The organism is Mycobacterium sp. ITM-2016-00317, from assembly GCF_002968295.1.
GTDB lineage: Bacteria > Actinomycetota > Actinomycetes > Mycobacteriales > Mycobacteriaceae > Mycobacterium.
Genome location: NZ_CP134399.1, coordinates 813,258 through 839,379 on the forward strand (window position 1 = coordinate 813,258; position 26,122 = coordinate 839,379).

Below are 26,122 nucleotides of genomic sequence, written 5' to 3' on the forward strand. Positions count from 1 at the left end.
AAGCTAATGGGCATACTCATCCGACAGGGCAGGATGCGACGGGTGTGCGCGGGCGTCAATTAACGGCCTCAACTGCGAGAAACACGTGGGTAGCCGAGGTGTAGTGGACGAAATCGAAGGCATTAAGTAAATGGCCATTCAGCGCAGATGAGCAACGATGCGAAGGGCGACGGCGTTGCCGTCGTCACCGACTGGGCGGGCGGTTACGTCCGGCGGCACCCGCTGGCGTCGCTGTCGACCGTCGGTGACCAGTTCGTGCTCGGTGTGCGCACCGTCCAGTATTTCCTGCTCGATCTGTTCACCGGGCGCTTTCAGTGGCAGGAGTTCGTCCGCCAGGGCGCGTTCATGGCGGGCACCGCGGTGCTGCCGACCGTGCTGGTGGCCCTCCCGATCGGTGTCACGCTGTCCATTCAATTCGCCCTGTTGGCCGGTCAGGTCGGTGCCACGTCGCTCGCCGGCGCTGCCAGCGGACTGGCGGTGATCCGGCAGGCCGCGTCGCTGACCGCGGCGATCCTGATGGCCGCGGCGGTCGGATCGGCCATCACCGCGGACCTCGGTTCGCGCAAGATGCGCGAGGAGACCGACGCGATGGAGGTCATGGGTGTCTCGGTGATCCGGCGGCTCGTGGTCCCCCGCTTCGCCGCCGCGATCCTGATCGGCGTCGCGCTCACCGGCGTGGTCTGCTTCGTCGGATTCCTGGCCAGCTATCTGTTCAACGTGTACTTCCAGAACGGCGCCCCGGGCAGCTTCGTCGCCACGTTCGCGTCGTTCACGACCACCGGTGACATGGTCGTGGCGCTGGTCAAGGCCGTGATCTTCGGCGCGATCGTGGCGATCGTGTCGTGTCAGAAGGGGCTCTCCACCCAGGGCGGTCCGACGGGCGTCGCGAACTCGGTCAACGCCGCGGTTGTCGAATCCATCCTGGTGCTGATGGTCGTCAACGTCGCGATCAGTCAGCTCTACATCATGCTGTTTCCGAGGGTGGGGCTGTAGACGTGACAGCCTCGACCTATTCGCCCAGATTCCTGAAGCCGGTGCGGCGTCTCTACCACGGGACGACCGCGCCGATCATCCGGCTGGGCCACATGCTCGTCTTCTTCGGCCGCGCGCTGATCGGCATACCCGTCGCGGTGCGTCATTACCGCGCCGAGTTCGTCCGGCTGCTGTCGGACGTCGCCTGGGGCAACGGCTCTTTGGTCGTCGGCGGCGGAACCGCGGGCGTGGCCGTCGTGCTGGGCATCACCGTCGGCGCTCTCGTCGGGATCGAGGGGTACAACTTCCTCGACCTGCTGGGCCTCGGGCCTGCGACCGGCGTCATCTCGTCGTTGGTGAACACCAGAGAACTCGCCCCGATCGCCGCTTCGCTCGCGTTCGCCACCCAGGCCGGCTGCCGGTTCACCGCGCAGCTGGGTTCGATGCGCATCGCCGAGGAGATCGACGCGCTGGAATCCCTTGGCATCCGGCCTATTCCGTACCTGGTGACCACGCGCCTGATGGCCTCGGTGATCGCGGTCATCCCGCTCTACGTCGTCTGTCTGGCGGTCAGCTACCTGACCACCCAGATCGTGGTCCAGGTCATCAGCGGCGGAGCCACGGGCTCATACCTGCACTACTTCACGCTGATGCTGGCCGGGCAGGACATCCTGTACTCGGTGCTCAAGACGGTGATCTTCGTGTGGATCGCCTCGACGGTCCAGTGCTACTACGGGTTCTACGCCAGCGGCGGTCCGGTCGGGGTGGGCGTCGCTGCCGGACACGCCATGCGCGCCAGTATCACCGTCGTGATCATGGTGAACATGCTTCTCACGATGGCGCTGTGGTCCATCGACGCCGGCGCGAGGTTCGGGGGCTGAGTGGCGAATTCCTTTGAGCTGGACGGGCGCGGCCCCACTGATCGGCAGCTGCTGGGCAGTGGCGTCGCACTGCTGATCGTCGTGTCCCTCGTCACCGCCACGCTGTTGATCAAGTCGACCGGACGGCTGGAAACCGTGGTGCGAGTCGTCGCCGCCATGGTCAACGTCGGCGACGGACTGCCGCAGCGCTCCGACGTCAAGTACCACGGCGTGCTGGTCGGCGCGGTCACCGACGTCACACCCGCGGCTTACGGCGAACCCAACTTCGTGCACATCGACCTCAATCAGGAGTATGCGGCGTCGATTCCGGCGGGGGTGACCGCGCGGGTGGTGCCCAGCAACGTGTTCGCCGTGTCGTCGGTGCAACTCGTCGACCGGGCCGGGGGGCCGCCGATTCAGGCGGGCGCCGAGATTCCCGAAGACACCGAGCTGCCGACCGTGTTGTTCCAGACGACCATCAGCAAGCTGCGTGACGTCCTCGCCGCCACCGGCAGGGGCCGCGAGGATCGTACGATCGGCATTCTCGCCGCGGTCCAGGCTGCAACCGAAGGCCGGCGCACCGAGTTGCTCACCGGCGGTGCGCAATTGAACAGAATGGTCGACGAGCTCGACCGCATCGTCGCCACAGATCCGGGACCGACCACCGTCTCCGCGCTGGTCGATGCGACGCGGGGACTTCAGCAGACCGCCCCGGACCTCGTCGACGCGCTGCATCAGGCGGTACAGCCCATGCGCACGCTCGTCGAACAGGACGCGCAACTCACCGCGCTCGTCAACGGCGGCGTGAACACGGTGTCCACCACGCACACCGCACTGAGCAACCACACCGATCGCCTGGTCCGGATCACCTCCGAATTGACCCCTGTGATCGGCAGCCTCGCCGACACGTCGCGTCATTGGGTGCCTGCGTTCCTGAAGATGAACCAACTGTCGGGAAAGTTCTTCGACCAGGTGTGGATTCACGAACACGACATCGGCAACATGCGGGTGAACCTGTCGTTCACGCCGACGTACAGCTACACCCGAGCCGACTGCCCCCAGTACGCCGGGCTGAAGGGGCCGAGCTGCTTCACCGCCCCGCTGGTGCCGACGCGCCCGGAATTGCCGGACGTGCTGCTGCCGCAGAACTATCGGCCGCCACCGGATCTCGCGCCGCCGCCCGGCACCGAGATCGGACCGAACGGGAACCTGGTCGCTGTGGGTCCGCCGCTGGTGAACCCGAATCCCAATCTGGCCGACCCTAATCCGCCGCTGCCGCCGTGGATGCCCCCGTCGCCGCCGGTGCCCGGCACCGCCAGCCCCGGGCTGGTTCCCGTCCCTGCGCCTCCGGTGCCGCTGTCTCCGGCTGCGCCGGTCGCGCCGAAGCCGTGGGATCCGCCGCGGGCGCAGGCAGCCGCCCCTGCGTCCTTCGGAGGGAACGTAGGACCCGTTGGCAGTCAACACGAACGCGCCCAGCTCGGCGTGATCACCGGAGCGCCCGCGACGGTGGCGACCCAGCTGCTGCTCGGACCGGTCGCGCGCGGAACGACGGTGTCGGCGGCGGAAACCGCCAGCGAGGAGCCTCGATGAAGTACCGCGGTGCATTGGCAGGGCTTTCGATCTTCATGGTCGTCGCCATCGCGTTGACCTGGCTGGTGTACGTGACGCTGCGGCGCGACGTCGCGGGACCGACGGTGCCGTACGCGGCGATGTTCACCGACGTGTTCGGCCTACGCGAAGGCGACGACGTGCGGATGGCCGGTGTCCGCGTCGGCCGCGTCGAAAAGATCGAGCTGCACGGCGATCTCGCCAAGGTGTCGTTCGTGGTGCAGAGCCAGCAGCAGCTGTTGGGCACCACCGTCGCATCGGTGACCTACCAGAACATCGTCGGTCAGCGGTATCTCGGTCTGTCGCTGGGCAAGACCGGCGATCCCGGCGCACTGCCCGCAGGCAGCACCATCCCCATCGAACGCTCCGATCCGTCATTCGACGTGACGACGCTGCTCAACGGTTACGAGCCGTTGTTCAGCGTGCTGAATCCCCGCGACGCCGACAACCTGACCAAAGGCGTCATCGAGTCGTTGCAGGGCGACGAGGCGTCGATCACCGCGCTCGTCGACCAGACATCGGTGTTGACGGAGTCGTTCGCCGGTCGCGACCAAGAACTCGGCACGGTGATCACCGATCTGAACACGGTGATGGGCAACCTGGCCCAGCACAACGACAGCTTGGATCAGGTGCTCACCCAGGTGCAGTCGACGGTGGCGACGTTCGACCGCCGCCGCCCGGAACTGGTGGAGGCGACAGGATCGATGGCCCGGGTGGTACGGCAGCTGTCGGATATCACCGATCAGGTGTATCCGTCGCTGAACCAGCTGGTCGAGCGGGAACCCGGGTTCGCCCAGCACCTGGTCAGCATCGAACCGCAGTTGGCGTTCACGGGGGCCAACCTGCCGTTGCTGCTCAAGGGATTCGCCAGGATCACCAGCGAAGGGGCATACGCCAACGCGTACGCGTGTGACCTCAATGCCACCGGCTTCTTCCCCGGACTCAACGACGTCACGCCGATCATCGTCGATGCCGCGACCCCCGGCAACGACGCCAGGTATTCGCCGAAGTGCAGGAACATGGCCAATGGCTAGATCGAGTAGGACGTCGAAGAAGAACCGTTCACGGCGGCGGCCTCTCGAGGACCGCAACAAGGTGTGGCTCGGGACCGTCGCCGTCGGCGTCGTGGTGGTGCTGATCGGGGCCCTTCTGTTGGTGCAGGCCGCCGACGTGGGGTACCGCAAGGTCACCGCGCAGTTCCTGCAGGCCGCGGCGCTACGGCCGGGAAACCCGGTCACCGTCGCCGGGATCCCGGTCGGCGAGGTGCTGAGCATGGAACTGGCCGGCGATCACGTGGAGGCCGAACTCACGGTCCGCAACGACGTCGCTCTCGGCGAGGACTCCCGGGCCGTCATCAAGGTCACGACGATCCTCGGGTCGCGGTACCTGGCCCTTCAGCCTGCCGGTGAGGGCTCGCTGCCCGACGACACGCTCGACCTGTCCCACACGGAGGTCCCCTACGACCTTCAGGAAGCCCTGACCGACGTGACAACCACCTTCGAACAGGTCGATTCCGACAAGTTCGCCGAGACGTTGGACATCCTCGGCAGGCAGCTGCAAGGGCTGCCGCCGGTGGTCCCGCAGGCGATGGCCAATACCCACACACTGGCGACGATCATCGCCGAGCGCCGCGACCAACTGGGGTCACTACTGGAGACCACCGAGGTGGTCAGCAGCACGCTGCGGCGCCAGCAGGCGAACATCGCCAGCATGGTCCGCCAGGGCAACGATCTGGTCGGGGAGTTCGTGATGCGGCGGGCATCCTTCCACGCGTTGATGGATTCGATCACCAATCTCGTTCAGACACTGAGCGATATCATCATCGATGACCGCCCGGAGCTGGAAGCGCTGCTGGTCAATGTCCGCGAACTCTCCGACATGCTGGCCCAGCACGACGATCTGGTCCGGAGCATCCTGCAATCGGGACCGCTGGCCCTGCGCGGGTTGGCCAACGCCACCGGCAACGGTAATGCCGTCGACTTCAACGCCGCCAACGGACTTGCGGTGGATTCATGGATGTGCGCCATCAGCGGCCGCGCCAAACAGTTGGGCATGATCGAGTACTTCCAGGACTGCAAATGACGAGCGCCAGGAAGAAGTTGGCGGTGCTGATCGCGGCGGTCCTTGCTGTTGTCGTGGTGGCGGCCGCCGTCGGGTGGTCCTATCTGGGCGACGAACTCGATACCATCTCGGTCACCGCTCAGTTCGACAGCGCAGCCGGCCTCTACGAGGGCAATACGGTTGCGGTGCTGGGGATGCCGGTGGGCAAGGTCACCAAGATCGTTCCCAAGGGCGGCTATGTGGAGGTCGACTTCACCGTGGACGGCGACGTGCGGGTCCCGGCCGATGTCCAGGCGGTGACGATCTCCAACTCGATCCTGACCGATCGGCAGATCGAGCTGACCCCGCCGTACCGCGACGGGCCGACGTTGCAGAACCACGACACAATCGGGCTGAACCGCACCAGGACCCCGGTGGAGTTCGCCAGAGTGCTCGACGTGCTCGACAAGCTGTCGACCTCACTGCGCGGAGACGGCAAGGGCGCCGGCCCGATCGGCTCCGTCGTCGACGCCAGTGCAGCCATCGCCGACGGCAACGGTCAACAGATCAAGGATGCGCTGGGGGAACTGTCGAATGCCCTGCGACTGAGCTCCGATCGTGGCGCGGTGACCCGCGATCAGCTCACCGCGATCATCAGAAACGTCAGCACGCTGTTCGAGGCGGCCGCCGACAACGACTCCACGTTGCGGGAATTCGGCTCGACCGTCCGGCAACTCAGTCAGGTGCTGGCCGACGAGAACTTCGGCACCGGGACTACGGGGAGCAGGATCAACGACGTGGTCAACCAGTTGGGCGAGGTTCTCGACACCCACCGGGACGCGATCAAGCAGATCGTCGCCAACGGCGACACGGCGCTGACCACGACGGTGGAGCATCGGCGCGATCTCGCCGAGTTCCTCGATCTGGCGCCGTTGACGCTGGACAACATCTACAACGCGATCGACCGGACCAACGGGGCCCTTCGGGTCCATGTCCTCACCGACAAAGTGCTCTTCGAAACACAAGCGGTCAAAGAGGTGTGCAACATGATGGGACTGCGCCAACTAGGGTGCAGTACCGGCACATTGCAGGATTTCGGACCTGACTTCGGATTGAGTTACGTCCTGGACGGACTTGCGGCGATGGGGCAGAAGTGATGGCCGGCCGGGTGAAATCCGTGGTGGCGGCCGCCATGGTCAGCAGCCTGTCGCTGTCCGCCTGCGCCTCAGAGGGTTTGGCGGCCCTGCCGCTGCCCGCTCCCGGTGGCGGTTCCGGTGGCTACACGCTGAATGCAGTGTTCTCCAACGCGCTCAATCTGCCTGCAATGGCGAAGGTCAGACTGGCCGGGGCCGACATCGGCCAGCTGGAGTCGATAGAGGCGCGCAACTACACCGCGGTGACGACGTTGCGGATCAGAGACGGAGTGCAACTGCCGAAGGGCAGTACCGCCGAACTGCGGTCGGCGACGCCGCTGGGGGACGTGTTCGTGTCGATCAGGCCGCCCGGCCCTGCCGGTCCCGGGACCCCGCTGCTCGGCGACGGTGACACCATTCCCATCGACTCCACCACGGCCGCAGCCACCGTCGAGTCGGTGCTGAGCTCCGCGGCGATCCTCGTCAACGGCGGTGCGGTGCGCAACTTCACCAACATCATCAACGGCCTCGGCCGCGCGACCGGCGATCAGGGCCAGGCATTCGGCGATCTCATCCGTAAGACGAACAGCACCCTGGGAAAGCTCAACGCCCGTTCCGACGAGATCTCGACAGCGCTGTCCGAGACGTCACGGCTGGCACAGCAGCTCAACGCCAAGAATGAGGCGCTGGGGGAGGTGATGGACGCCGCGGGCCCTGCGACCGACACGTTGGCCGCCCACACCAACCAGATCGCCGATCTGGTGCTGCAAATCGGGGACACCGGAGACCAGCTGCGGAAGTTCCCGTCGATCGCCGGCACCGACACCAGCGGTCGAAGCGTCATCGCCGACGCGAACACGATCGCCGGTGCGTGGAACGACGTGGTGCTGACCCCCGACGCGACGCTCTTCGCGCTCAACCGGTTGATGCCGCCCTTCATCAAGTCCACGACCAGCAACGCGATCGCGGTGCGTGCCAGCATCGACCGGCTGATCCTCGGATCGATTCCCGATATCGGGTTCACCGGAGACACCGGCCTGCACGGACCCAAGCGCTACAACTGGCACCAGCTCGTCGGGTCGCTGCAGTTCACACTCTTCCGCCTGCAGGAGCGGCTGGTGGGCAAGGGAACCGGAGTGCCGCAGCTGCAAGTCATTCCGAGCCCGACGGAGCCGGGGCAGATCATCACCGTTCCGGGGGGTGCCGCGGCGCCGCCCCCGCCATCTCCGCCGGGCGCGATACCGCAGCCGCCACCGGCATCGGTGTGGACCCCGCCGCCGACCCAGGCGTCACAAGCGCCCCCGGGACCGGGGCTGCCGGCGCCCCCGCCGCCGCGGCCTGCGCCTGCTCCCGGGCCGTTGCTGCCTGCCGAGGTACCACGATGATCGGCGCCGTGGCCGACCGCACCGTCCGGATCGTCCGGGCGGGCCACCGGCGTCGCGCCTGGCTGTCGGCAGGCGCACTGGTCCTCACGTTCGTCGTCGCGGCGGCGTATCTGTTCCTCGGCGCGTTGCAGGTCAACCCGCTCGGGTCGAGCTACCGCGTGACAGTGGCGCTGCCGGCCTCGGCGGGTCTGCTGCCGAATCAGAACGTCACGATGCGCGGTGTGCCGATCGGCAAGGTCGAACGTCTCGACATCACGCCTGCCGGGGTGAACGCCGTGGTGACGGTCGATTCGACGGTGGCGGTGCCGGCGGCGAGCGAGGTCCGGGTGTCTGGGCTGTCGCCGGCCGGCGAGCAGTACATCGACTTCGTCGCCGACAGCGATGCGGGCCCCTATCTCGGCGACGGAAGTGTGGTTTCCCAGGAGAACTCGACCATTCCGGTGAGCCTGGCCGACCTGCTCGCGAACGCCGACGGCGCGCTGAGGCAGGTGGACCCCGCCAAACTCGAGCTGATCAAGAAGGAGCTCAGCATGAGTGAGGCGGGCCCGGAGAAGCTCGCCGACATCATCGACGGCGGCACGTTCCTGCTGTCGACACTGGATTCGGTGCTGCCCGAGACCTCCACGATGCTGCGCACCAGCCGGGTGGTGCTCACCCTTGCGGCTGACAAGAACGCCGGTATCGAGGTCGCCTCGGCGAATCTGGACGGGACGTTCCAGGGCGTGAACCGGATGCGAGAGGGCTTCCGCAGGCTGACCGAGCGGACGCCGGGCACGTTGACGTCGGTCGACAATCTGTTCGCCGACAACTCCGAGACGATGGTCCAATTGCTGGGGAGCCTGACCACCACCTCGCAGCTGCTCTACCTGAGGGTTCCGGCACTGCACGCGTTGTTCCCGGACTACCGCACGTCGGTCCTGGATGCCATCGGCAGCGTGATGCACGACAACGGGCTGTGGGCGACCGGCGACATCTACCCGCGCTACACCTGCGAGTACGGCACGCCTCGGCGGGCACCGTCGTCGGCGGACTATCCGGAGCCGTACATGTACACCTACTGCCGCGACGACCATCCCGGCGTACTCGTCCGTGGGGCGAAGAACGCGCCGCGTCCGGCGGGCGATGACGGCGCCGGTCCGCCCGCGGGAGCGGATCTCGGTCGACAGACCGATCCAACCCCGAAGGGGCGCTACACGATTCCGACGCCCTACGGCGGCCCAACGCTACCCATCGAGCCGCCCCGCTGACCCGAGCACGTCGCTAGGAGATGATGATGTCCGTGAGCACCGACGACGACAAGGCCGCCGCCGAGAAGCCCGACGGCGGAGACGTCCCAGAGGGATCCGACGCTGCTGTTGCCGAGTCGGCGGGTACCGAGGCCGACACGGCCGCTGACACCGCTGACACCGAGGCCGCTGACACCGATGCCGGCGGGGACGACGACCGACCCACCGCACGCAAGTGGCGTCGTCCCGTGCTGCCGGGCGCGCTGGCCGCGGCGTTCGTGGTGCTGCTCGCGGCAGTGGGCTTCCTGGGCTGGAAGCTGTGGCAGGACGATCAGGTGACCCGTGCAGGTGAGCAGGCGCAGGCCACCGCGGTCCAGTATGCGCAGATTCTGACGAGCATCGATTCGGCGAAGGTCGACGAGAACTTCGACGCGGTGCTCGACGGAGCGACCGGTGAGTTCAAGGACATGTACTCCAAATCCAGCGTGGAACTGCGTCAGCTGCTCATCGACAACAAGGCGGCCGCGCACGGCGTCGTCGTCGAGTCGGCCGTGCAATCGGCGTCCAAGGACAAGGTCGTGGTGCTGTTGTTCGTCGACCAGTCGGTGTCCAATTCCGCGGTCCCCGATCCGCGCATCGACCGCAGCCGTATCAAAATGACCATGGAGAACGTCGACGGACGTTGGCGCGCGAGCAAAGTCGAACTCCCGTAATGATGCGCCGGTTCATTCGCAGTAGTGCGGTCGCTGTGGTGGTGGCGGCCGCGTTGGCCACCGCATCGCCCGTGTCGGCGTCAGCACCCTCGTTCTGTGATGAGCTGGGCGGTCAGTGGGACGGGCAATTCTGTACGACATCGGTGGTGTCGGAACGCAAGGCGGTCCGAAACATCAAGATGGCGCTGCCCGGGGATCTCGTGGAGAACCCCGTAATTCGCGAGTATCTCACCAACCTGATGAACAACTGGCGCAATGCGGCGACGAAGATGGTTCAGAACAGCTTCGGAGAGCAGCAGTTCCAGATCTTTCAGCATGGCGAGGCGATGACGGCCGTCTTCCACGAGATGTACTCGGGTACGGTCGGCACCGACGCCCTGGCGCATCCGAATGCGCCCATCGTCAGCGACGCCTACCGCACCTTCACCTTCGCCGGCGGGCGGCAGTTGCAACTGGCCGATCTGTTCAAACCTGGCGTCGACCACCTGGCCGAGATCCCGCGCCTGGGTGCGCCATTCATCGTCGCTGCCCTCGATGCCGCACCGCCGCAGCACCAGCCCGGCGCCTATCCGTTCACCCCGGACCGCTGGACCCCGGACAAGGTGTACTCCGGCGCGTACAAGGCCTGGGCGCTGACACCCGGGGAACTCGTCATCTACATGCCGGATTATCCGGTCGGACGGGATTCCCCGACCAATTTCACCCCGGGGCTCATGCAGTGGTCGATGGACGGTGGGACGGTGCAGGCCCACATACCGCTTTCGGCGTTGGCGCCGGTACTTCGCCCCGAGTTCGGCGGCGGGTAGCCATGTTTCGGCGGCGGCTGATCCAGTGGGGGATGGTGGCGCTGGTGGTGCCGATGCTCGCGCTCGCGCCGGTCAGTGGCGCCCAACCCGCGGGTGCCGCGCCGACGATGCCGGTGTTCACCCCGTATCCGTCGGCCTGGCAACCCAATTACACGGTGTTCCCGTACAACCTCTGGCAGAACCGTGTCACACCGCAGCAGATCACCGCGGAGCGCGAATCGTGTCAATGGCTCAACGCCCAGTACGGCGAGCTGATGAACCAGGTGTACGGATTTCAGAACTTCCTCGCCGACCAGCACGACGTCTGGACCGCGCCGGGGGTGACCGAGGCCGGCGGCCTCGTCGCGGCCAACCTCGACCAGTCCGCGGCGTTCCTCGACCCGCGTGCGCACACGCTGTTCATCATCAACTATCCGGACCAGAGCGAGTATTCGCCGCTGTTCCATGGCGATTCGTTCTACCGGCTCTGGTATCAGTTCACCCAGATCAGCGACAAGATCAAGCAGCGGCTGCCGTCCGGCCAGATCAACGCCAACATCGCGACCGCGAACGTGTACGGCACCGTGATCCGCGACTCGGGGGTCTGCAACGGCGCCTGACGCGCCGCAACAGGAACCGCCATTGACATGTTGACACAGAAAGCTAGTCTTTGTGTCAACGACAATGTCGGGAGGCGCAATGGTCGCGATCGCCGGGGAGTCCGAGACGTCGGGGGACTCCGTCGCCAAGAACGTCCGTCCCAAGGTCATCTACGAATTCCGCAAGCACTCCGGCAGTGTCCTGGGTGGGCTCTTCGGCGCCGCCGCCTTCGACGAAGTAGCCCTGGTGCCGGTGGCAGCCGCCGTCGACCGCACCGGCCGGTTCGCGTCGAACTTCGCCGATCGCGGCGTGCGCAGCGGCTTTTCCGCGCTGCTCGCCATCTGGGGTGACGCGACGGACCGGGCTGCCGAGGGAAACCGGCTCAAGACGATGCATCGCGACGTCCGCGGGCGGGGCACCGGCGAGTTCGCCGACGTGCGCTACAGCGCGCTGGACCCGAAACTGTGGAACTGGATCGCGGTCAGCGGCCTGTTCCTGGTACTCAACTCGTTCACGCCGTGTACGGGCATCACACTGACCGACGACGAACGTGAGGTCGCCTACCAGCAACTCCTGGAAGGCTTCCGGTCGCTGGAACTACCGGGCAAGAGTGCGAAGCTGCCTGCGACTTACGCCGAGGCGGTCGCCTACTACGACGCGATGGTCCGCGACGAACTGGCCACTAATCCGTTTCTGCAGCGGGTCACCGAGGATCTGACCCGGCTCCCGCTGCCGACCTTGGTGCTGCCGCCTCTGGTACGGATGGCGCTGACACCGACGTGGATGGTGTTGCGCCCGTTGGCCGGACGGGTGGTGAAGGTCTGCTCGTTCGGCATCCTGCATCCCGACATCCGGGAGATGACGGGATTCCGGTGGGACGAACGCCACGACCGGGAGTTCGCGCTGTACAGTCGGGTGTTGCAGCTCGCCTGGCGCACGCTGCCGGACAGGCTCCTGCTGATCCCGTTGGCCCGCAATCGAATCGAGTACGAGAAGCTGGTGCGGTTGCACCGCTCCGTCGCGCTGGACTCGTTCGCGCCGCCGGCTGCCCGGCGAGCTGACCTGGGATGCGACGGGCACGCAACACTGACGGCGCGACAGCGCAGGAATCGGCGATCCTGAAGGCGGCCGCCGAAGAGGTCGCGCTGGTCGGCGTGGGCAGGCTGAGCATGGATGTGGTGGCCCGGCAGGCCGGGGTCAGCCGCAGCACGCTCTACCGCCGGTTCCCCACCCGGGATGCCCTGATCACCGAGCTGGGGCGGCAGACGTTCGACTTCGCGATGGCGCGGCTGCAGACCGTACCGATCGATTCCGGGCCGCAGCAGGCGGCGGTGGCCGCGTTCCGCGAAGGAGTCCGGCTGCTCACCGGTGAGCCGGTGATGCGCAGATTCCTCCAACTCGACGGCGAGTTCACCGCCACCAAGGACATGGTGGACGAGGCCCGGCTGTTCCTCGTCAGCGCCGCGACGGCGATGGCGAAGGCGTTGCGGTCGGCCGGCGCCACGATGCCCGATGACGAACTGCTGGCCGTCGCCGAGGTACACATCCGGCTGGCCGCCTCGCTGGTTCAGATCAACACCGCCGTGCTCGACGTCACCGACGACGACGCGGTCGTCAGGTATGCCGAGAAGTACCTCGCCCCGCTCGTGCGCGGAGATTGAGCAAATCCGCTGAACGGCACCCGACGCCATGGCACGCTTCTGGCCATGGCCGATCTGCCCGAACCGCGATTCCTCGACGAGCGCCTCGCGCATTGGGCGAGTACCACACCCGACGCAGAAGCGATGGACTATCTGGACCGGTCGTGGACGTGGTCGCAGTGGAACGACCGGGTACGCAGGCTCGCCGGTGCGCTCACCGAACGCGGCGTCGCGCGCGGCGACGTGGTGGCCTTCCTCGACAAGAACCACCCCGCCTGTGTCGAGCTCACCCTCGCCGCGGCGTCGCTGGGTGCGGCCAACGCGATCATCAACTTCCGGCTGTCCGCCGACGAACTCGACTACGTCCTCAACGATTCCGGCGCCAAGCTGCTTCTCGTCGGCGAGGAGTTCCGCGACGCGATCGACGGCATCCGCGACCGGCTCACCGGCATCGAGCACGTCGTCTCCGTCAAACCCGAGGGCGGCGACGAGTACGAGGCGATGCTGGACGCCGCCACCGCGGTGGAGCGCTCCGGCGACGTCGAACCCGGCGACGTGTGCACCATCATGTACTCGTCCGGGACCACCGGCAGGCCGAAGGGCGTCGAGCTCACCCAGGCCAACCTCATCGCCCACACCGTGAACGCGCACGAGGGCTTCGAGTTCGACGAGGGCGACAAGAACATGGTGTCGATGCCGCTGTTCCACGTCGGCGGATCGTCGTACGTGCAGTTCGGGATTCACGACGGCTTCCCGAGCGTGATGACCCGCGACGTCGACGGCATGACCCTGGCCGGGGCGATCCTCAAGGGCGCCAACCGCACGTTCCTGGTGCCGGCAGTGCTGGCCAAGGTGCTCGACGCCGGCGAGGACGCGGTCAAGCTGTTCGCGTCGCTCAAGACGTTCGCCTACGGCGCGTCCCCGATGCCGCTGCCGCTGCTGCGTCAGGCGCTGCAGGCCTGGCCGGACACCGATTTCATGCAGGCCTACGGGCTGACCGAACTGTGCGGCGTCGTCAGCCACCTGCTGCCCGAGGCCCACCGCGACCCCGGCAAGGAGGAGCGGCTGTCCAGCGCGGGCACACTGGTGCCCAACGCCGAGGTCCGGGTGGTCGACCCGGACACCCTGGAGGACGTCCCGGCCGGCAAGCAGGGCGAATTGTGGTTCCGCTCACCGCAATTGATGAAGGGCTACCACAACAAGCCCGAGGCCACCGCCGAGGCGATCACCGAGGACGGCTGGTTCCGTTCCGGAGACATCGGCCGCGTCGACGAGGGCGGCTACATCTTCGTCGAGGACCGGCTCAAGGACATGATCATCTCGGGCGGGGAGAACATCTACTCCATCGAGGTGGAGCGGGTGCTGGCCGAACACGAGGCCGTCGCCGAGGTCGCGGTGATCGGGGTGCCCGACGACAAGTGGGGCGAGGTGGTCAAGGCGGTCGTGGTGCTCGACGGGGAGGCTTCGGAAGCGGACCTGATCGCCTACGCGCGCGAACGGCTGGCCGCCTACAAGTGTCCGAAGTCCGTCGAGATCGCCGACGACCTGCCCCGCAACCCGACCGGCAAGATCCTGAAGAAGGAGCTGCGCAAGCCGCACTGGGAGGGCCGCGACCGCGCCACCGTGTAGGCGGTTGTTTCCGGGACATGACCGGGGCGAAACACTTGGGTAACCTGGCTGGTGCAGCGCCCGATCCTGGGTGCTGGCGGACGAGGGAGCAGTACCCGCAGCGACAAGACTGACTCACCGAGGAGTGTCTTGTGGCCTGGCTGATTCTGGTGATCAGTGGATTCCTCGAGGCCGTCTGGGCGACGGCACTCGGCATGTCGAACGGTTTCCGGCGCTGGCGAACGCTGCTGGTCATCCTCGTCACGATGCCCGCGAGCCTGGTCGGCCTCGCGTACGCGATGACGTCGTTGCCGACGGGCACGGCGTATGCGGTCTGGGTCGGTATCGGCGCCACGCTGACGGTGCTGTGGGCGATCGCGACCAAGCGGGAGACGGCCTCCACCGCCCGGATGGTGTTGCTTCTCGTGCTGGTCGGAAGCGTCGTCGGACTCAAGGCGGTGAGCTGACATGCCGTGGGCGGTCCTGATTCTCAGCGCAGTGCTGGAAGCCGTGTGGGCGACCGCACTCGGTGCGAGCGACGGTCTGCGCGAACCGGTGCCCACCGCGGTGTTCGCGGTGGCGACGCTGGCCAGCATCATCGGCCTCGGCTGGGCAGCCAAGCACATCCCGATCGGCACGGCCTACGCGGTGTGGACGGGCCTGGGTGCCGCGCTGACCGTCGGCTACGCGATGGTCACCGGCATCGAGGCCGTCTCGCTGGGCAAGGTGGTGTTCCTGGGCGGGATCATCGTCGCGGTCGTCGGCCTCCAGATGCTGCCGTCGGGCGCCGGCAGGAAGGCCGGTGCCGACCCCCGGCCGCCGGTGGTGGAGCGCTCCGGCCGCTGAGGCACGATGAGGCGGTGGTGGACCTCGCCGACATCCTGGACCGGCTGCACGTGGTGGCGTTGCCGATGCGGGTGCGCTTCCGCGGCATCACGACGCGGGAACTCGCGCTGATCGACGGCCCCGCCGGCTGGGGCGAGTTCGGGGCGTTCGTCGAGTACGGCCCCGCGGAGGCCGCTCACTGGCTGGCTGCCGGGGTGGAGGCTGCTTACCGCCCGTTGCCCGAGGTGGTGCGTCCGAGCATCCCGATCAACGCGACGGTGCCCGCGGTCGCCCCGGAGGAGGTTCCCGCGGTGCTCGCGCGGTTCCCCGGCGCCCGCACCGCGAAGGTGAAGGTGGCCGAACCCGGCCAGACCCTCGCCGACGACGTCGCCCGCGTCGAGGCCGTGCGCGCCGCGGTGGCCACGGTGCGGGTGGACGCCAACGGCGGGTGGACGGTCGAGGAGGCCGTCGACGCGGCGCGGGCGCTGACCGCCGGCGGCCCGCTCGAATACCTGGAGCAGCCGTGCCGCACCGTGGCCGAACTGGCCGAGGTGCGGCGCCGGGTCGAGGTGCCGGTCGCCGCCGACGAGAGCATCCGCAAGGCCGACGACCCCCTGCACGTGGTGCGCAGCGGAGCCGCCGACATCGCGGTGCTGAAGGTCGCTCCGCTGGGCGGAGTGCACGCGATGTTGCGGATCGCCGCGCAGATCGACGTCCCGGTCGTGGTCTCCAGCGCGCTGGACTCCGCGGTCGGCATCGGTGCCGGGCTGGTCGCCGCGGGCTGCCTGCCGGCGCTCGGGCATGCCTGCGGCCTGGGCACCGGCGGGCTGTTCGTCGATGATGTCGCCGCACCGGTCGTCCCCGTCGACGGCACGCTGCCCGCCGCGCCGGTCCCGCCCGATCCCGACCGGATCGCCGCGCTGGCCGCACCGGCCGAGCGCAGGCAGTGGTGGATCGACCGGGTGCGCGAGTGCTACCCGCTGTTGCCCTGAGCTGCCGGATGTATGCCCTGGACGGCACGGCCGGGGCCGCCCAGACTGAGGGCATCCGCCCGAGCGTCGAGGGAGCCCACCGTGCAGGTCGCCATCATGCTGTATCCGGGGTTCACCGCGCTGGACTTCATCGGCCCCTACGAAAGCCTGCGCTGGCTGCCCGACGCCGAGGTGCGGTTCGTGTGGCACCAGCCGGGCCCGATCGCCGCCGATTCGCACGTGCTGCTGATCGGCGCCACCCACGGCTTCGACGAGACGCCGGCCCCGGACATCGTCCTGGTCCCCGGTGGGTTCTCGACGATGGAACACGCCCGCGACGAGAAGGTGCTCGACTGGGTGCGCCGCGCGCACGAGACGTCGACGTGGAAACGTCGGTGTGCTCGGGATCGGTGATCCTGGCCGCGGCCGGGGTGCTCGACGGCAAACGGGCCACCTCGCACTGGGCGGCGCTGCCGGTGCTCAAGACCCTGGGCGCGCAGCCGGTCGGCGATCAGCGCATCGTGGTCGCCGACGACAGGACCGTGACCGCGGCCGGGGTGTCGGCCGGTATCGACCTCGGCCTCTGGCTGGCCGGTCGCATCGCCGGGGAGGCCCGGGCCAGGGCCATCCAGCTGGCGATCGAGTACGACCCGCAGCCGCCGTTCGACTCCGGGCACATGTCGAAGGCCTCGGCGTCGACCAAGGCGCTGGCCACCGCGCTGATGGGCAGGGAGATGGCCACGCCCGCCGCGCTGGCCGCCTCCACCGGGCTGCTCTGGGACGCCGCCCTCAAGCGAATCCGGCGCGCAAGGCGACACTCAGGGCGCGTCAGCGCGCCCGATTCGCTCCAGTAGCGTCGGGCGGGTGAATTTAGCTTTCGACGAACGCGGCTCGGGGGAGCCCGTGCTGTTCATCGCCGGTCGTGGCGGGGCCGGGCGGACCTGGCACCTGCACCAGGTGCCCGTCTTCACCCGCGCCGGTTACCGCTGTGTGACGTTCGACAACCGTGGCGTCGGCGCCACCGAGAACGCGTCGGGGTTCACCACCGAGACGATGGTCGGCGACACGGCCGCGCTGATCGAGCAGCTGGGCATCGGGCCGGTCCGCATCGTCGGGGTCTCGATGGGCTCCTACATCGCCCAGGAACTGATGGTGGCCCGCCCCGAGCTGGTCCGCTCCGCGGTGCTGATGGCGACCCGTGGACGCCACGACCGCACCCGCGACTTCTTCTGGCAGGGCGAACGCGCACTGGCCGAATCCGGCGTCCAGCTCCCGGTCGAGTTCGAGGCGAAAGTGCGTCTGCTGGAGAGCTTCTCACCGAAGACCCTGAACGACGACAGCGCCGTGCGGGACTGGATCGACATGTTCACCATGTGGCCGCAGAAGCCGACGCCGGGCATCCGCACCCAGCTCGACATCGCCCCTCAGGGCAGCCGGCTGGCGGCCTACCAGAACGTGACCACCCCTGCCCTGGTGATCGGGTTCGCCGACGACGTGGTGCTGCCGTCCCATCTGGGCCGGGAGGTCGCCAACGCGCTGCCCAACGGCCGATTCCTGGAGATCCCCGGCACCGGCCACCTTGGCTTCATCGAGAAGCCGCAGGTCGTCAACACCGCGATCCTCAATTTCTTCGCCGATACGCTGTAGGGATGAATCCCTCGACGGCGCAGGCCCGGGTGGTCGTCGACGAACTGATCCGCGGCGGCGTCCGCGACGTCGTGCTGTGCCCTGGATCACGCAACGCGCCGCTGGCGTTCGCGCTGCACGATGCCGACCGGGCCGGCCGGCTGCGGCTGCACGTGCGCATCGACGAGCGCACGGCCGGCTTCCTGGCGATCGGGCTCGCGGTGGCCGAGCGCTCGCCGGTGTGCGTGGCGATGACGTCGGGTACCGCGGTCGCCAACCTCGGCCCGGCGGTGGTGGAGGCGAACTACGCTCGGGTCCCGCTGGTCGTCCTGTCGGCCAACCGGCCCTACGAACTGCTCGGCACCGGGGCCAACCAGACCTTCGAGCAACTCGGCTACTTCGGCACCCAGGTGCGCGCCAACATCAGCCTCGGACTGGCCGAGGACTCCGCGGACATGGATTCGCTCAACGCGCAGTGGCGCTCGGCGACGTGCCGGGTTTTGGTGGCCGCCAAGGGTTCCCGGTCGGCGAACGCGGGTCCGGTGCAGTTCGACATCCCGCTGCGCGAGCCGCTGGTGCCCGGCACGCAGGATCCGGCGGTGCCCTACGCCCCGGCCGGGCGTCCCGACGGCATGCCGTGGACCTACACCCCGCCGGTGACGTTCGACCAGCCGCTGGACATCGATCTCACCCCGGACACCGTGGTCATCGCCGGGCACGGCGCGGGCGTGCACCCGAACCTCGCGCATCTGCCGACGGTGGCCGAGCCGACGGCGCCGTACGCGCACACTCCGCTGCATCCGTTGGCGCTCAAGCTCATCCGGCCCAAACAGGTGATCATGCTGGGCCGGCCCACGTTGCACCGCCCGGTCTCGGCGCTGCTCGCAGACTCGGCGGTCCCGGTCTTCGCGCTCACCACGGGGCCGCGCTGGCCCGACGTCTCGGGCAACTCGCAGGCCACCGGCACCCGCGCGGTCACCTCCGGCGAGCCGTCGCCGGACTGGCTGCAGCGGTGCGCCGAAGCACACCGGCACGCGATGGACGCGGTACGCGGTCAGCTCGCCGCGCACCCGTTGACGACGGGTCTGCACGTGGCCGCCGCGGTCGCCGACGCGCTGCGCCCCGGTGACCAGCTGGTGCTCGGGGCCTCGAACCCGGTGCGCGACATCGCACTGGTCGGTTTCAACACCGCCGAGGTCAAGGTGCGGTCGAACCGCGGGGTGGCGGGCATCGACGGCACGGTGTCCACCGCGATCGGCGCCGCGCTCGCCCACGAACGCGGGGGCGGCCGCACGGTGGCGCTGATCGGCGATCTGACGTTCGTGCACGACAGTTCCGGTCTGCTGGTCGGGCCGACGGAACCCACGCCGCGCAACCTGACCATCGTGGTGTCCAACGACAACGGCGGCGGCATCTTCGAACTGCTCGAGCAGGGCGACCCGCGGTTCACCGACGTGTCCTCGCGCATCTTCGGGACCCCGCACGACGTCGACGTTGGCGCGCTGTGCCGCGCCTATCACGTCGAGAGCCGGCAGATCGAGACCGGTGAGCTCGCCGCGGCGCTGGACGAGGATTTCGACGGCATGCGGGTGCTCGAGGTCAAGGCGGACAGGTCCTCACTGCGGGCGTTGCACGCCTCGATCAGGGCCGCCCTGCTGTGAGTGCGTTCCGGCAACGCCTGCACGCGGTGTGGCAGTTCGTGTTCCCTTACCTGAACGGCGATCCGGGGGAGACGCGTGGGGCGCGGGTGCTGCGCCGCGTCAGGATCGGCATCGTGGTCGTGGCGTGCCTGGTGACCCTGCAGTCGGTGCTGCTGGTGCTCGGCGCGTGGCGCAACGACCGCCAGATCGAACGCAATCTCGGGGTCGCCGAGGCCACCGTGCTCGACGCCGGCGATCGCCGCTCGACGATCGAGTTCGTCACCCCGGACCGGATCACCTACCGGCCGGAGCTCGGCGTGCTGTATCCGTCGAAGCTGGAGAACGGGATGCGGATCTACGTCGAATACGACGTGAACGACCCGGAACTGGTGCGGGTGCAGCACCGCAACGCCGGGTTGGCGATCATTCCGGCGGGGTCGATCGCGGTGGTCGGCTGGCTGATCGCGGGCGCCGCGCTGGGCGGCACCGTGCTCATCGAGCGCCGCGGCAGACGCCGCGAGGCCGACTACGACGCGACCAGTTCGGTCAGCCAGTCGACGTCGTAGATATCCAGCTTCTGCTCGGCGTTGAGGTCGAACACCGTCGGGGTGCCGGTGTCCACGGGGTCGATGTCGAAGAGCAGATCGAAGTTGGTGTCGTCCATCTCGACGACGTCGACGGCCTCGCCGCCGGCGACGATGTGGTCGGTGACCGCGTCGGGGATGCCTGCGGCGGCGGCCATGTCACGCCGTTCGTCGCCGCTGAACGACGGCCCTCCGGGCTGCTGGTTGACCCACAGTTCGTGCACGAAGCGCTGCAACTGGGTGCCGGTGGCCGCGGAGTTGTCGACGGCGTCGGTGGCCAGGAACATCGCATTGGCCACGTCGGCGGAGTAGCCGTCGTAGTCCTCGTCGAGGAAGGTCAGCGGCCGGTAGGTGACCTGCAGTGCCCCGACCGTGATGTGGTAGGCCAGCTGGTCGCCGTAGTCGTACTGCAGGTCCCCGCAATGCATGCACTGCGGTTCGGTGAAGATCTCGATCTTGGCGGGCGCGTCGTCGAAGCCGGCGACGATGCCGAAACCGTCCTCGGTGAGCGCGAGCGGCGCCGCGACCGGGTCGATCCGGGCCTGGCCGCTGACCTCGGTGGTGCATCCGAGCGCGGTCGTCAGCAGCCCGAACGTGCCGAGCAGAGCCAGGGGGCGAATCCAGTGCATGGGTCCATCCTCGTCGCGATCCCGGCGCGGGGCCGTCTTTTGCCCGCGCACCGGCAATTCGTGTGACATCTTCCTGTCCGCAACCCCGCCGTCAGCCGGCGATGTCACGGTCTGGGGGTGCGCGTTGCCATCGTCGCCGAATCGTTCCTACCGAATGTCAACGGGGTCACCAACTCGGTGCTCCGGGTGATCGAGCACCTGCGTCGCACGGGGCACGAGGTCCTGGTGATCGCCCCGGACACGCCGCGCGGTCAGCCTTCCGCCGACAAGGTGCACGACGGGGTGCGGGTGCACCGGGTGCCGTCGCTGATGTTGCCCAAGGTCACCTCGCTACCGCTGGGGGTGCCGCGGCCGCGGATGGTCGGGGTGCTGCGCGGCTTCGACCCGGACGTCGTGCACCTGGCCTCACCGGCGCTGCTCGGCTGGGGCGGTGTGCACGCGGCGCGCCGGCTCGGCATCCCGACGGTGGCCGTGTTCCAGACCGACGTCGCAGGGTTCGCGCAGAGCTACGGTGTCGGTGTGCTCGCGCAGGCGTCCTGGGCCTGGACCCGGCGGCTGCACACCAAAGCCGACCGCACCCTGGCTCCATCGACTGCGGCAATGGAAAGTCTTGCTGTGCAAGATATTCCGCGGGTCCACCGGTGGGCGCGGGGAGTGGACGTGACGGGGTTCGCGCCGTCGGCACGCGACGAGCGGCTGCGCCGGGCCTGGTCGCCCGACGGCAGGCCCATCGTCGGGTTCGTCGGTCGGCTCGCACCGGAGAAGCATGTCGAGCGGCTGGCCCGGTTGCACGCCCGCGACGACCTTCAGCTGGTGGTGGTCGGCGACGGCGTCGACCGTGCGAAGCTCGAATCAGTACTGCCCCGAGCTGTTTTCACCGGAGCGCTGTACGGGCGGGAGCTGGCGGCGGCCTACGCCTCCATGGACGTGTTCGTCCATCCCGGTGAGCACGAGACGTTCTGTCAGGCGGTCCAGGAGGCGATGGCCTCGGGTCTGCCGGTCGTCGCGCCCGACGCCGGGGGTCCGCGGGATCTGGTGGCCCCGTACCGGACCGGGTTGCTGCTGCCCGTCGCCGAGTTCGAACACCGGCTCTCGGAGTCGGTCGACCACCTGACCGCCGAACGCCGCCGCTACTCGGTGGCCGCTCGCAGGAGCGTGCTTGGCCGCACCTGGCCGGTGATCTGCGAGGAGCTGGTCGGGCACTACGAGGCGGTCGTGGGCGCCCGCAGCCTGCGCGCCGCGTGACGGCGGGTCACCGCGCGCGCAGCCCCAACGTATAGGTGGTCAGGTACTCGTCGAGGACGGGCCGGCGGATGTCGGGGGACTCGGGGAGCGTGATCATCAGCGCGTAGAGCCCGGCCAGGAACGACACCCCGTTGAGCATCATGTCGACCTCCGCGGGGATCTCACCGCGATGCTGGGCGCGCTGCAGGTCCTCGACCACCGCGGCGATCGCGGGGTGGGTGGTCCACGTCTCGGACGGGGGTCGGCTGGTGGAGAAGTGCAGCGCGAGAAAGTCTTTGAACAGACGATTGCCCAGCCGGGCTTCGAGGCGTTCCAGCGCACCGACCGCCTCGGCGAAGGTGTCCCGCACGTCGTGCGGGCGTCGGTAGCGCCGGGTCAACTCTGCGGCGATCCGGTCCTGCTCGCGGTCCTCCAGTTCGATCAGGGCGTGCTCTTTGGTCGGGAAGTGGAAGAAGAAGGTCCCGTGGGCCACCCCGGCCGCCGACACGATGGCGCCGATGTCGGCCGCGGCGATGCCGCCCCGCTTGAACTCCGCGATCGCCGCGCCGAGCAGCCGTTCACGCGTCTGCAGGCCCTTCCTGCCGCGCCCGGGCCTGTCCGTCCTCAGCACGCCCACACGGTACCTGCGGCGACGCGTATAACTGACTCAAATCAGAAATAATGCTTCCCTTCCGCTCCGGTGACCGCTAGCGTCCACCCAAGACAACGCCGGGCTTTCGCGGTCGGGCCGAGCGTAGCCGGGCTGAGGTTCGTCTGACTGTGGTCACTTACGGAGGTAATGGTGCAGATCCTGGAGCAGGTGCAAGACCTGCCGAAGGCGGGCAACATCAAGGCACAGTGGGTCAGCCTGTGGACCGGCCCCGTGGTCGGGGTGGTCCTGCTGATCGCGTTCCTGGCCTTCCCCGGGTTCCGCCCGCCGATGTCGCCGCTGTGGTCGGCCGAGCAGGTGGCCGAGTTCTACGCCGACCACACCGCGTGGATCCGGTTCAGCCAGGTGACGTTCAACCTGTGCGGCATCATGATCCTGCCGTTCTTCATGGTCATCGTCGCGCAGATGAAACGCATGAAGACCCAGAGTCATGTCTTCGCCTACTGTTACTTGACCGCGGTCGTCAGCGGCGCAACCACTTTCGCGCTGTCGAACATCTTCTTCCTGGTCGCGGCGTTCCGGCCCACCCGTAGTCCCGAGCTGATCATGGTGCTCAACGACCTGGCATGGATCGTGTTCATCGCGCCGGTCGGCATGGTCCTGACCCAGTTCGTGCTGCTCGCCGTCGCGGTCTACTTCGACGGCGGGCCCGATCCCGTCTTCCCGCGCTGGGTGGGCCACTACTCGTTGGCAACCGGGATCGCGATGGTGCCGGCGGCCGGGGCCGCGGTGATGACGAGCGGGCCGTTGGCCTGGGACGGTCTGCTGTCGTTCTGGTTGCGCAACGGCGCATTCGCGATGTTCGTCGTCGTGATGTTCTTCGTGCTGCGCCGCGCGGTGCTGGCCCAGGCGCGCGCGGAGGGTGTCACGCAGTGAGCCTGCTGGCGCCGACGCGCACCACCGGGGACGCCACACCCGGAGGCAAACCCGATGTGCGACTGGTGTGCTGGTTCTTCCCGGCCTGGTATGCGGTCTTCGGCGTCATCATCTGCGTGCTGGCCCGGGTCACCCCGCCGCCGCGCCCCGACGTCACCGACGCCGGCAAGGTCGCGTTCTTCGTCGACAACGGGCTGACGATCCAGATCGGGTTCACCCTGCTGCTGGTGTTGCTCGGCGGCGCCGCGGTGACCAACGGCCTTGTCGCGTACCACATGATGCGGATGTCGGTCGGCAAGGTGTTCGCCTACGGCTACCTCGGCGGCATGGGGGTGGGCGCGCTGCCGGGCTTCCTGCTGGTCGCGGTGTGCTTCCTGACGGCCACGCTACGCGCCGACCGCGATCCCGAGGTGGTCGGCATGCTCTACGACCTCGGCATGCTGTCCTACAACGGATCGCTGGGCTGCTTCTCGGTGGCCTACCTGGTGTTCGCGATCGCGATCCTGTACGACAAGAACGAGATCTTCCCGAAATGGTTTGCCTACGTGAGTGTCTGGCAGATCGTCACGGAGGTCATCGCGACGCAGATGTTCCTGACCGACTCGGGGCCGTTCGCCTGGAACGGTTCGGTGGCGTTCTGGTTGGCGGTCGTGGTGTTCAGCGTCTGGCTCGGCGCGCTGATCGTGCTGCTGCGCAAGGCCACCGCGAGCGAACCCGTCGATTCGCCGGGACTGGACTGAGAACAGCTGTGACACAATCAAAATCACTGCCGGCCACGAAGTCCCCAGACGGGCGGCTGCCCGGCGACGTGCACATGTGGGTGATGGTCCTCGGCGACCTCGTCATCTTCGCCGGCTACTTCGTGGTCTTCATGGTCTACCGCACCATGAACGCCGACGAATTCCTGGCCGCGCAGCAGCATCTGAACATCGACATCGGCGTGCTGAACACCGTGATCCTGCTCTCCAGTTCGTGGTTCATCGCGCGCGGCGTGTTCGCGGCCCGCGGCGGACGACACGACCAGTCCGTGCGATTCATCTACGGCGCCGGGTTCCTCGGAGTGCTGTTCGTCGTGCTCAAAGGCTACGAGTGGTACAGCAAGATCGCTGCGGGCCACACCAACGCGGAGATGTTCTTCGCGTTCTATTACGTGCTGACCGGCGTGCACCTGTTGCACGTGGTGATCGGGCTGATCGTGCTCGGGGTGCTGGTGCGGGAACTGCGTAACCCGTTCCGTCGCAGGACATCGATGGTCGAGTCCGGCGCGGTGTACTGGCACATGGTCGACCTGCTCTGGGTGATCATCTTCGGCCTGTTCTACGTGATGAGGTGACCATGACCGACGCCACCGGCACCCGGCACAACGCCACCCGGGTGATCACCTGGACGTGGGCGGTGCTCACCGCGATCACCGTCGGATCGTGGTGGCTGGCACCGGCCCATTTCGCCGGCACCGTGCACGCGAGCACGGCGATCACCGCGCTGGTCCTCGTGCTGACGTTCGTCAAGGTGCGGCTGATCCTGTGGAACTTCATGGAGGTGCGCACCGGCCCGCGCTGGCTCAAGACGTCCGCCGACGTGTGGCTGGGGACGCTGTTTGTCACGGTTTTCGCGCTCTACCTGGTCTGACACCGGTCGCGGGTAAGTTCGGCGGTGTGAATCCCGACGGCAGGACCGGCAAGATCGACGCCAGCGCACTGGCCGGAGTGTCGGAGACGGCGCTGCTGACCCTGAACGGCCGGGCCTATCAGGCGGGGCACCCGCAGGCCATCATCGACGACCCGATGGCGATCAAGCTGGCCGACGCGATCGACTTCGATTTCGACAAGTTCGGCCGCCGCAAAGGCCAGGAGATGGCGCTGCGGTCGCTGGCGTTCGACCGGGCCGCCACCAGGTACCTGACCGCGCATCCGGAGGCCACCGTCGTCGCGCTGGCCGAAGGCCTGCAGACCAGCTTCTGGCGCCTCGACGCCGCGATCCCCAATGCCAAGTTCCGGTGGCTGAGCGTGGATCTGCCGCCGATCATCGAGCTGCGCAAGCGGTTGCTGCCCGCGTCGCCGCGCATCACCACCCTCGCCCAGTCGGCACTGGACTACAGCTGGATGGACGCGGTCGACACCAGCCACGGCGTGTTCATCACCGCCGAGGGCCTGCTGATGTACCTGCAGCCCGACGAGTCGATGGATCTCATCCGAGCGTGCGCGCGCCGATTCCCCGGTGGCCAGATGATCTTCGACCTGCCGCCGGTGCTGGTGAAGAAGTTCGCGCCGAAGGGGGTGCGCTCGTCGTCGCGCTACCGCGTGCCGCCGATGCCGTTCAGCCTGTCGGCGGGCGAACTGGCCGATCTCGCGCGCACGGTGCCGGGCATCCGCGCGGTGCACGACCTGCCGATGCCCCAGGGCCGCGGCTTCGTGTTCGAGCGGCTGTTCCCCGCGTTCTGGCAGCTCAAGCTCACCAAGAACTTCCGCGGGGCCTACACGCTGCTCGAGTTCGGCTGAGACCGCCGA

At 68.0% G+C, this 26,122-nt stretch carries 28 protein-coding genes, 1 pseudogene and 1 riboswitch; of the genes and pseudogenes, 27 read left to right on the plus strand and 2 right to left on the minus strand.

Translation table 11 applies throughout. The features are described from left to right. Nucleotides 1-147 precede the first annotated feature (147 nt). The 21 genes and pseudogenes from C6A87_RS03965 (at nucleotide 148) to C6A87_RS04065 (ending at nucleotide 20,198) form a co-directional block, all read left to right on the plus strand. Nucleotides 148-993, plus strand: coding sequence for an ABC transporter permease (locus C6A87_RS03965; RefSeq protein ID WP_311116079.1), 846 nt, complete (start codon nucleotides 148-150; stop codon nucleotides 991-993). 2 nt (nucleotides 994-995) lie between these two features. Continuing rightward, nucleotides 996-1,853, plus strand: a complete 858-nt coding sequence (locus tag C6A87_RS03970) for an MlaE family ABC transporter permease (protein WP_396836992.1) — start codon at nucleotides 996-998, stop codon at nucleotides 1,851-1,853. Then, complete coding sequence (locus tag C6A87_RS03975; protein ID WP_311116080.1) at nucleotides 1,854-3,422, plus strand: MCE family protein; 1,569 nt, start codon at nucleotides 1,854-1,856, stop codon at nucleotides 3,420-3,422. It begins immediately after the preceding gene. After that, nucleotides 3,419-4,474 carry an MlaD family protein gene (locus C6A87_RS03980; protein ID WP_311116081.1) on the plus strand — a complete coding sequence of 352 codons (1,056 nt, stop codon included), beginning with the start codon at nucleotides 3,419-3,421 and terminating at the stop codon, nucleotides 4,472-4,474. The genes C6A87_RS03975 and C6A87_RS03980 overlap by 4 nt, the downstream gene beginning before the upstream one ends. Continuing rightward, nucleotides 4,467-5,522 carry an MlaD family protein gene (locus C6A87_RS03985; protein ID WP_311116082.1) on the plus strand — a complete coding sequence of 352 codons (1,056 nt, stop codon included), beginning with the start codon at nucleotides 4,467-4,469 and terminating at the stop codon, nucleotides 5,520-5,522. Before C6A87_RS03980 ends, C6A87_RS03985 begins: the two co-directional genes overlap by 8 nt. Beyond that, on the plus strand, nucleotides 5,519-6,637 hold the full coding sequence (locus tag C6A87_RS03990; protein ID WP_311116083.1) for an MCE family protein: 1,119 nt from the start codon (nucleotides 5,519-5,521) through the stop codon (nucleotides 6,635-6,637). The genes C6A87_RS03985 and C6A87_RS03990 overlap by 4 nt, the downstream gene beginning before the upstream one ends. Then, nucleotides 6,637-7,998: an MlaD family protein gene (locus tag C6A87_RS03995; RefSeq protein WP_311116084.1), complete on the plus strand. Its 1,362-nt coding sequence runs from the start codon at nucleotides 6,637-6,639 to the stop codon at nucleotides 7,996-7,998. The genes C6A87_RS03990 and C6A87_RS03995 overlap by 1 nt, the downstream gene beginning before the upstream one ends. Then, on the plus strand, nucleotides 7,995-9,245 hold the full coding sequence (locus C6A87_RS04000; RefSeq protein ID WP_311116085.1) for an MlaD family protein: 1,251 nt from the start codon (nucleotides 7,995-7,997) through the stop codon (nucleotides 9,243-9,245). Before C6A87_RS03995 ends, C6A87_RS04000 begins: the two co-directional genes overlap by 4 nt. A 26-nt stretch (nucleotides 9,246-9,271) precedes the next feature. Next, nucleotides 9,272-9,937, plus strand: a complete 666-nt coding sequence (locus C6A87_RS04005) for a DUF3329 domain-containing protein (protein WP_311116086.1) — start codon at nucleotides 9,272-9,274, stop codon at nucleotides 9,935-9,937. Further along, the gene (locus C6A87_RS04010) at nucleotides 9,937-10,743 is read left to right on the plus strand and encodes a mannan-binding family protein (protein WP_311116087.1); all 807 of its coding nucleotides are present in this window, start codon (nucleotides 9,937-9,939) and stop codon (nucleotides 10,741-10,743) included. The genes C6A87_RS04005 and C6A87_RS04010 overlap by 1 nt, the downstream gene beginning before the upstream one ends. A 2-nt stretch (nucleotides 10,744-10,745) precedes the next feature. Beyond that, nucleotides 10,746-11,342 (plus strand): hypothetical protein, encoded by a 597-nt coding sequence (locus C6A87_RS04015; protein ID WP_311116088.1) that lies wholly within the window; start codon nucleotides 10,746-10,748, stop codon nucleotides 11,340-11,342. A gap of 79 nt (nucleotides 11,343-11,421) precedes the next feature. Next, nucleotides 11,422-12,444 (plus strand): oxygenase MpaB family protein, encoded by a 1,023-nt coding sequence (locus tag C6A87_RS04020; RefSeq protein WP_311116089.1) that lies wholly within the window; start codon nucleotides 11,422-11,424, stop codon nucleotides 12,442-12,444. Continuing rightward, nucleotides 12,390-12,983, plus strand: coding sequence for a TetR/AcrR family transcriptional regulator (locus C6A87_RS04025; RefSeq protein ID WP_003932654.1), 594 nt, complete (start codon nucleotides 12,390-12,392; stop codon nucleotides 12,981-12,983). The genes C6A87_RS04020 and C6A87_RS04025 overlap by 55 nt, the downstream gene beginning before the upstream one ends. 45 nt (nucleotides 12,984-13,028) lie before the next feature. Beyond that, nucleotides 13,029-14,591, plus strand: a complete 1,563-nt coding sequence (locus C6A87_RS04030) for a long-chain-fatty-acid--CoA ligase (protein ID WP_311116090.1) — start codon at nucleotides 13,029-13,031, stop codon at nucleotides 14,589-14,591. A gap of 53 nt (nucleotides 14,592-14,644) precedes the next feature. Next, nucleotides 14,645-14,710: riboswitch (guanidine-III (ykkC-III) riboswitch) on the plus strand. 12 nt (nucleotides 14,711-14,722) lie between these two features. Continuing rightward, nucleotides 14,723-15,037 carry an SMR family transporter gene (locus C6A87_RS04035; RefSeq protein WP_311116091.1) on the plus strand — a complete coding sequence of 105 codons (315 nt, stop codon included), beginning with the start codon at nucleotides 14,723-14,725 and terminating at the stop codon, nucleotides 15,035-15,037. Between the two features lies 1 nt (nucleotide 15,038). Further along, complete coding sequence (locus C6A87_RS04040) at nucleotides 15,039-15,416, plus strand: multidrug efflux SMR transporter (protein WP_311116092.1); 378 nt, start codon at nucleotides 15,039-15,041, stop codon at nucleotides 15,414-15,416. Nucleotides 15,417-15,430: 14 nt separating this feature from the next. Continuing rightward, on the plus strand, nucleotides 15,431-16,387 hold the full coding sequence (locus C6A87_RS04045) for an o-succinylbenzoate synthase (RefSeq protein ID WP_311116093.1): 957 nt from the start codon (nucleotides 15,431-15,433) through the stop codon (nucleotides 16,385-16,387). Nucleotides 16,388-16,468: 81 nt separating this feature from the next. Next, nucleotides 16,469-17,220 (plus strand): annotated as a pseudogene (locus C6A87_RS04050) (DJ-1/PfpI family protein). 10 nt (nucleotides 17,221-17,230) lie between these two features. Beyond that, nucleotides 17,231-18,013, plus strand: a complete 783-nt coding sequence (locus tag C6A87_RS04055; RefSeq protein WP_311116094.1) for an alpha/beta hydrolase — start codon at nucleotides 17,231-17,233, stop codon at nucleotides 18,011-18,013. A gap of 2 nt (nucleotides 18,014-18,015) precedes the next feature. Continuing rightward, on the plus strand, nucleotides 18,016-19,653 hold the full coding sequence (gene menD, locus C6A87_RS04060) for a 2-succinyl-5-enolpyruvyl-6-hydroxy-3-cyclohexene-1-carboxylic-acid synthase (RefSeq protein WP_311116095.1): 1,638 nt from the start codon (nucleotides 18,016-18,018) through the stop codon (nucleotides 19,651-19,653). Further along, the gene (locus C6A87_RS04065) at nucleotides 19,650-20,198 is read left to right on the plus strand and encodes a DUF3592 domain-containing protein (RefSeq protein ID WP_311116096.1); all 549 of its coding nucleotides are present in this window, start codon (nucleotides 19,650-19,652) and stop codon (nucleotides 20,196-20,198) included. The genes menD and C6A87_RS04065 overlap by 4 nt, the downstream gene beginning before the upstream one ends. On the opposite strand, the gene C6A87_RS04070 is transcribed toward C6A87_RS04065, so the two are convergent. Then, a complete protein-coding gene (locus C6A87_RS04070; protein ID WP_311116097.1) occupies nucleotides 20,159-20,845 on the minus strand; it encodes a thioredoxin domain-containing protein in 687 nt (228 codons plus the stop codon). The two genes, C6A87_RS04065 and C6A87_RS04070, sit on opposite strands and share 40 nt — an antisense overlap. Nucleotides 20,846-20,962: 117 nt before the next feature. On the opposite strand from C6A87_RS04070, the gene C6A87_RS04075 reads away from it, so the two are divergent. Then, nucleotides 20,963-22,090: a glycosyltransferase family 1 protein gene (locus tag C6A87_RS04075; RefSeq protein WP_311116098.1), complete on the plus strand. Its 1,128-nt coding sequence runs from the start codon at nucleotides 20,963-20,965 to the stop codon at nucleotides 22,088-22,090. A gap of 7 nt (nucleotides 22,091-22,097) precedes the next feature. On the opposite strand, the gene C6A87_RS04080 is transcribed toward C6A87_RS04075, so the two are convergent. Further along, on the minus strand, nucleotides 22,098-22,700 hold the full coding sequence (locus tag C6A87_RS04080; RefSeq protein ID WP_311116099.1) for a TetR/AcrR family transcriptional regulator: 603 nt from the start codon (nucleotides 22,698-22,700) through the stop codon (nucleotides 22,098-22,100). Nucleotides 22,701-22,871: 171 nt separating this feature from the next. Between C6A87_RS04080 and C6A87_RS04085 the strand changes: the two genes are divergently transcribed. The 5 genes from C6A87_RS04085 to C6A87_RS04105 all read left to right on the plus strand — a co-directional run bounded on the left by C6A87_RS04085 (nucleotide 22,872) and on the right by C6A87_RS04105 (nucleotide 26,113). Further along, entirely contained in the window at nucleotides 22,872-23,615 is a 744-nt protein-coding gene (locus tag C6A87_RS04085; protein ID WP_311117811.1) for a hypothetical protein, read from the plus strand. Continuing rightward, entirely contained in the window at nucleotides 23,612-24,355 is a 744-nt protein-coding gene (locus C6A87_RS04090) for a hypothetical protein (protein WP_311116100.1), read from the plus strand. Before C6A87_RS04085 ends, C6A87_RS04090 begins: the two co-directional genes overlap by 4 nt. A gap of 74 nt (nucleotides 24,356-24,429) precedes the next feature. Beyond that, nucleotides 24,430-24,948, plus strand: a complete 519-nt coding sequence (locus tag C6A87_RS04095; RefSeq protein ID WP_396837066.1) for a cytochrome c oxidase subunit 3 — start codon at nucleotides 24,430-24,432, stop codon at nucleotides 24,946-24,948. Nucleotides 24,949-24,950: 2 nt separating this feature from the next. Further along, nucleotides 24,951-25,244: a cytochrome C oxidase subunit IV family protein gene (locus C6A87_RS04100; RefSeq protein WP_311116102.1), complete on the plus strand. Its 294-nt coding sequence runs from the start codon at nucleotides 24,951-24,953 to the stop codon at nucleotides 25,242-25,244. 26 nt (nucleotides 25,245-25,270) lie between these two features. Continuing rightward, on the plus strand, nucleotides 25,271-26,113 hold the full coding sequence (locus tag C6A87_RS04105) for a class I SAM-dependent methyltransferase (RefSeq protein ID WP_311116103.1): 843 nt from the start codon (nucleotides 25,271-25,273) through the stop codon (nucleotides 26,111-26,113). The last annotated feature ends 9 nt before the right edge of the window (nucleotides 26,114-26,122 follow it).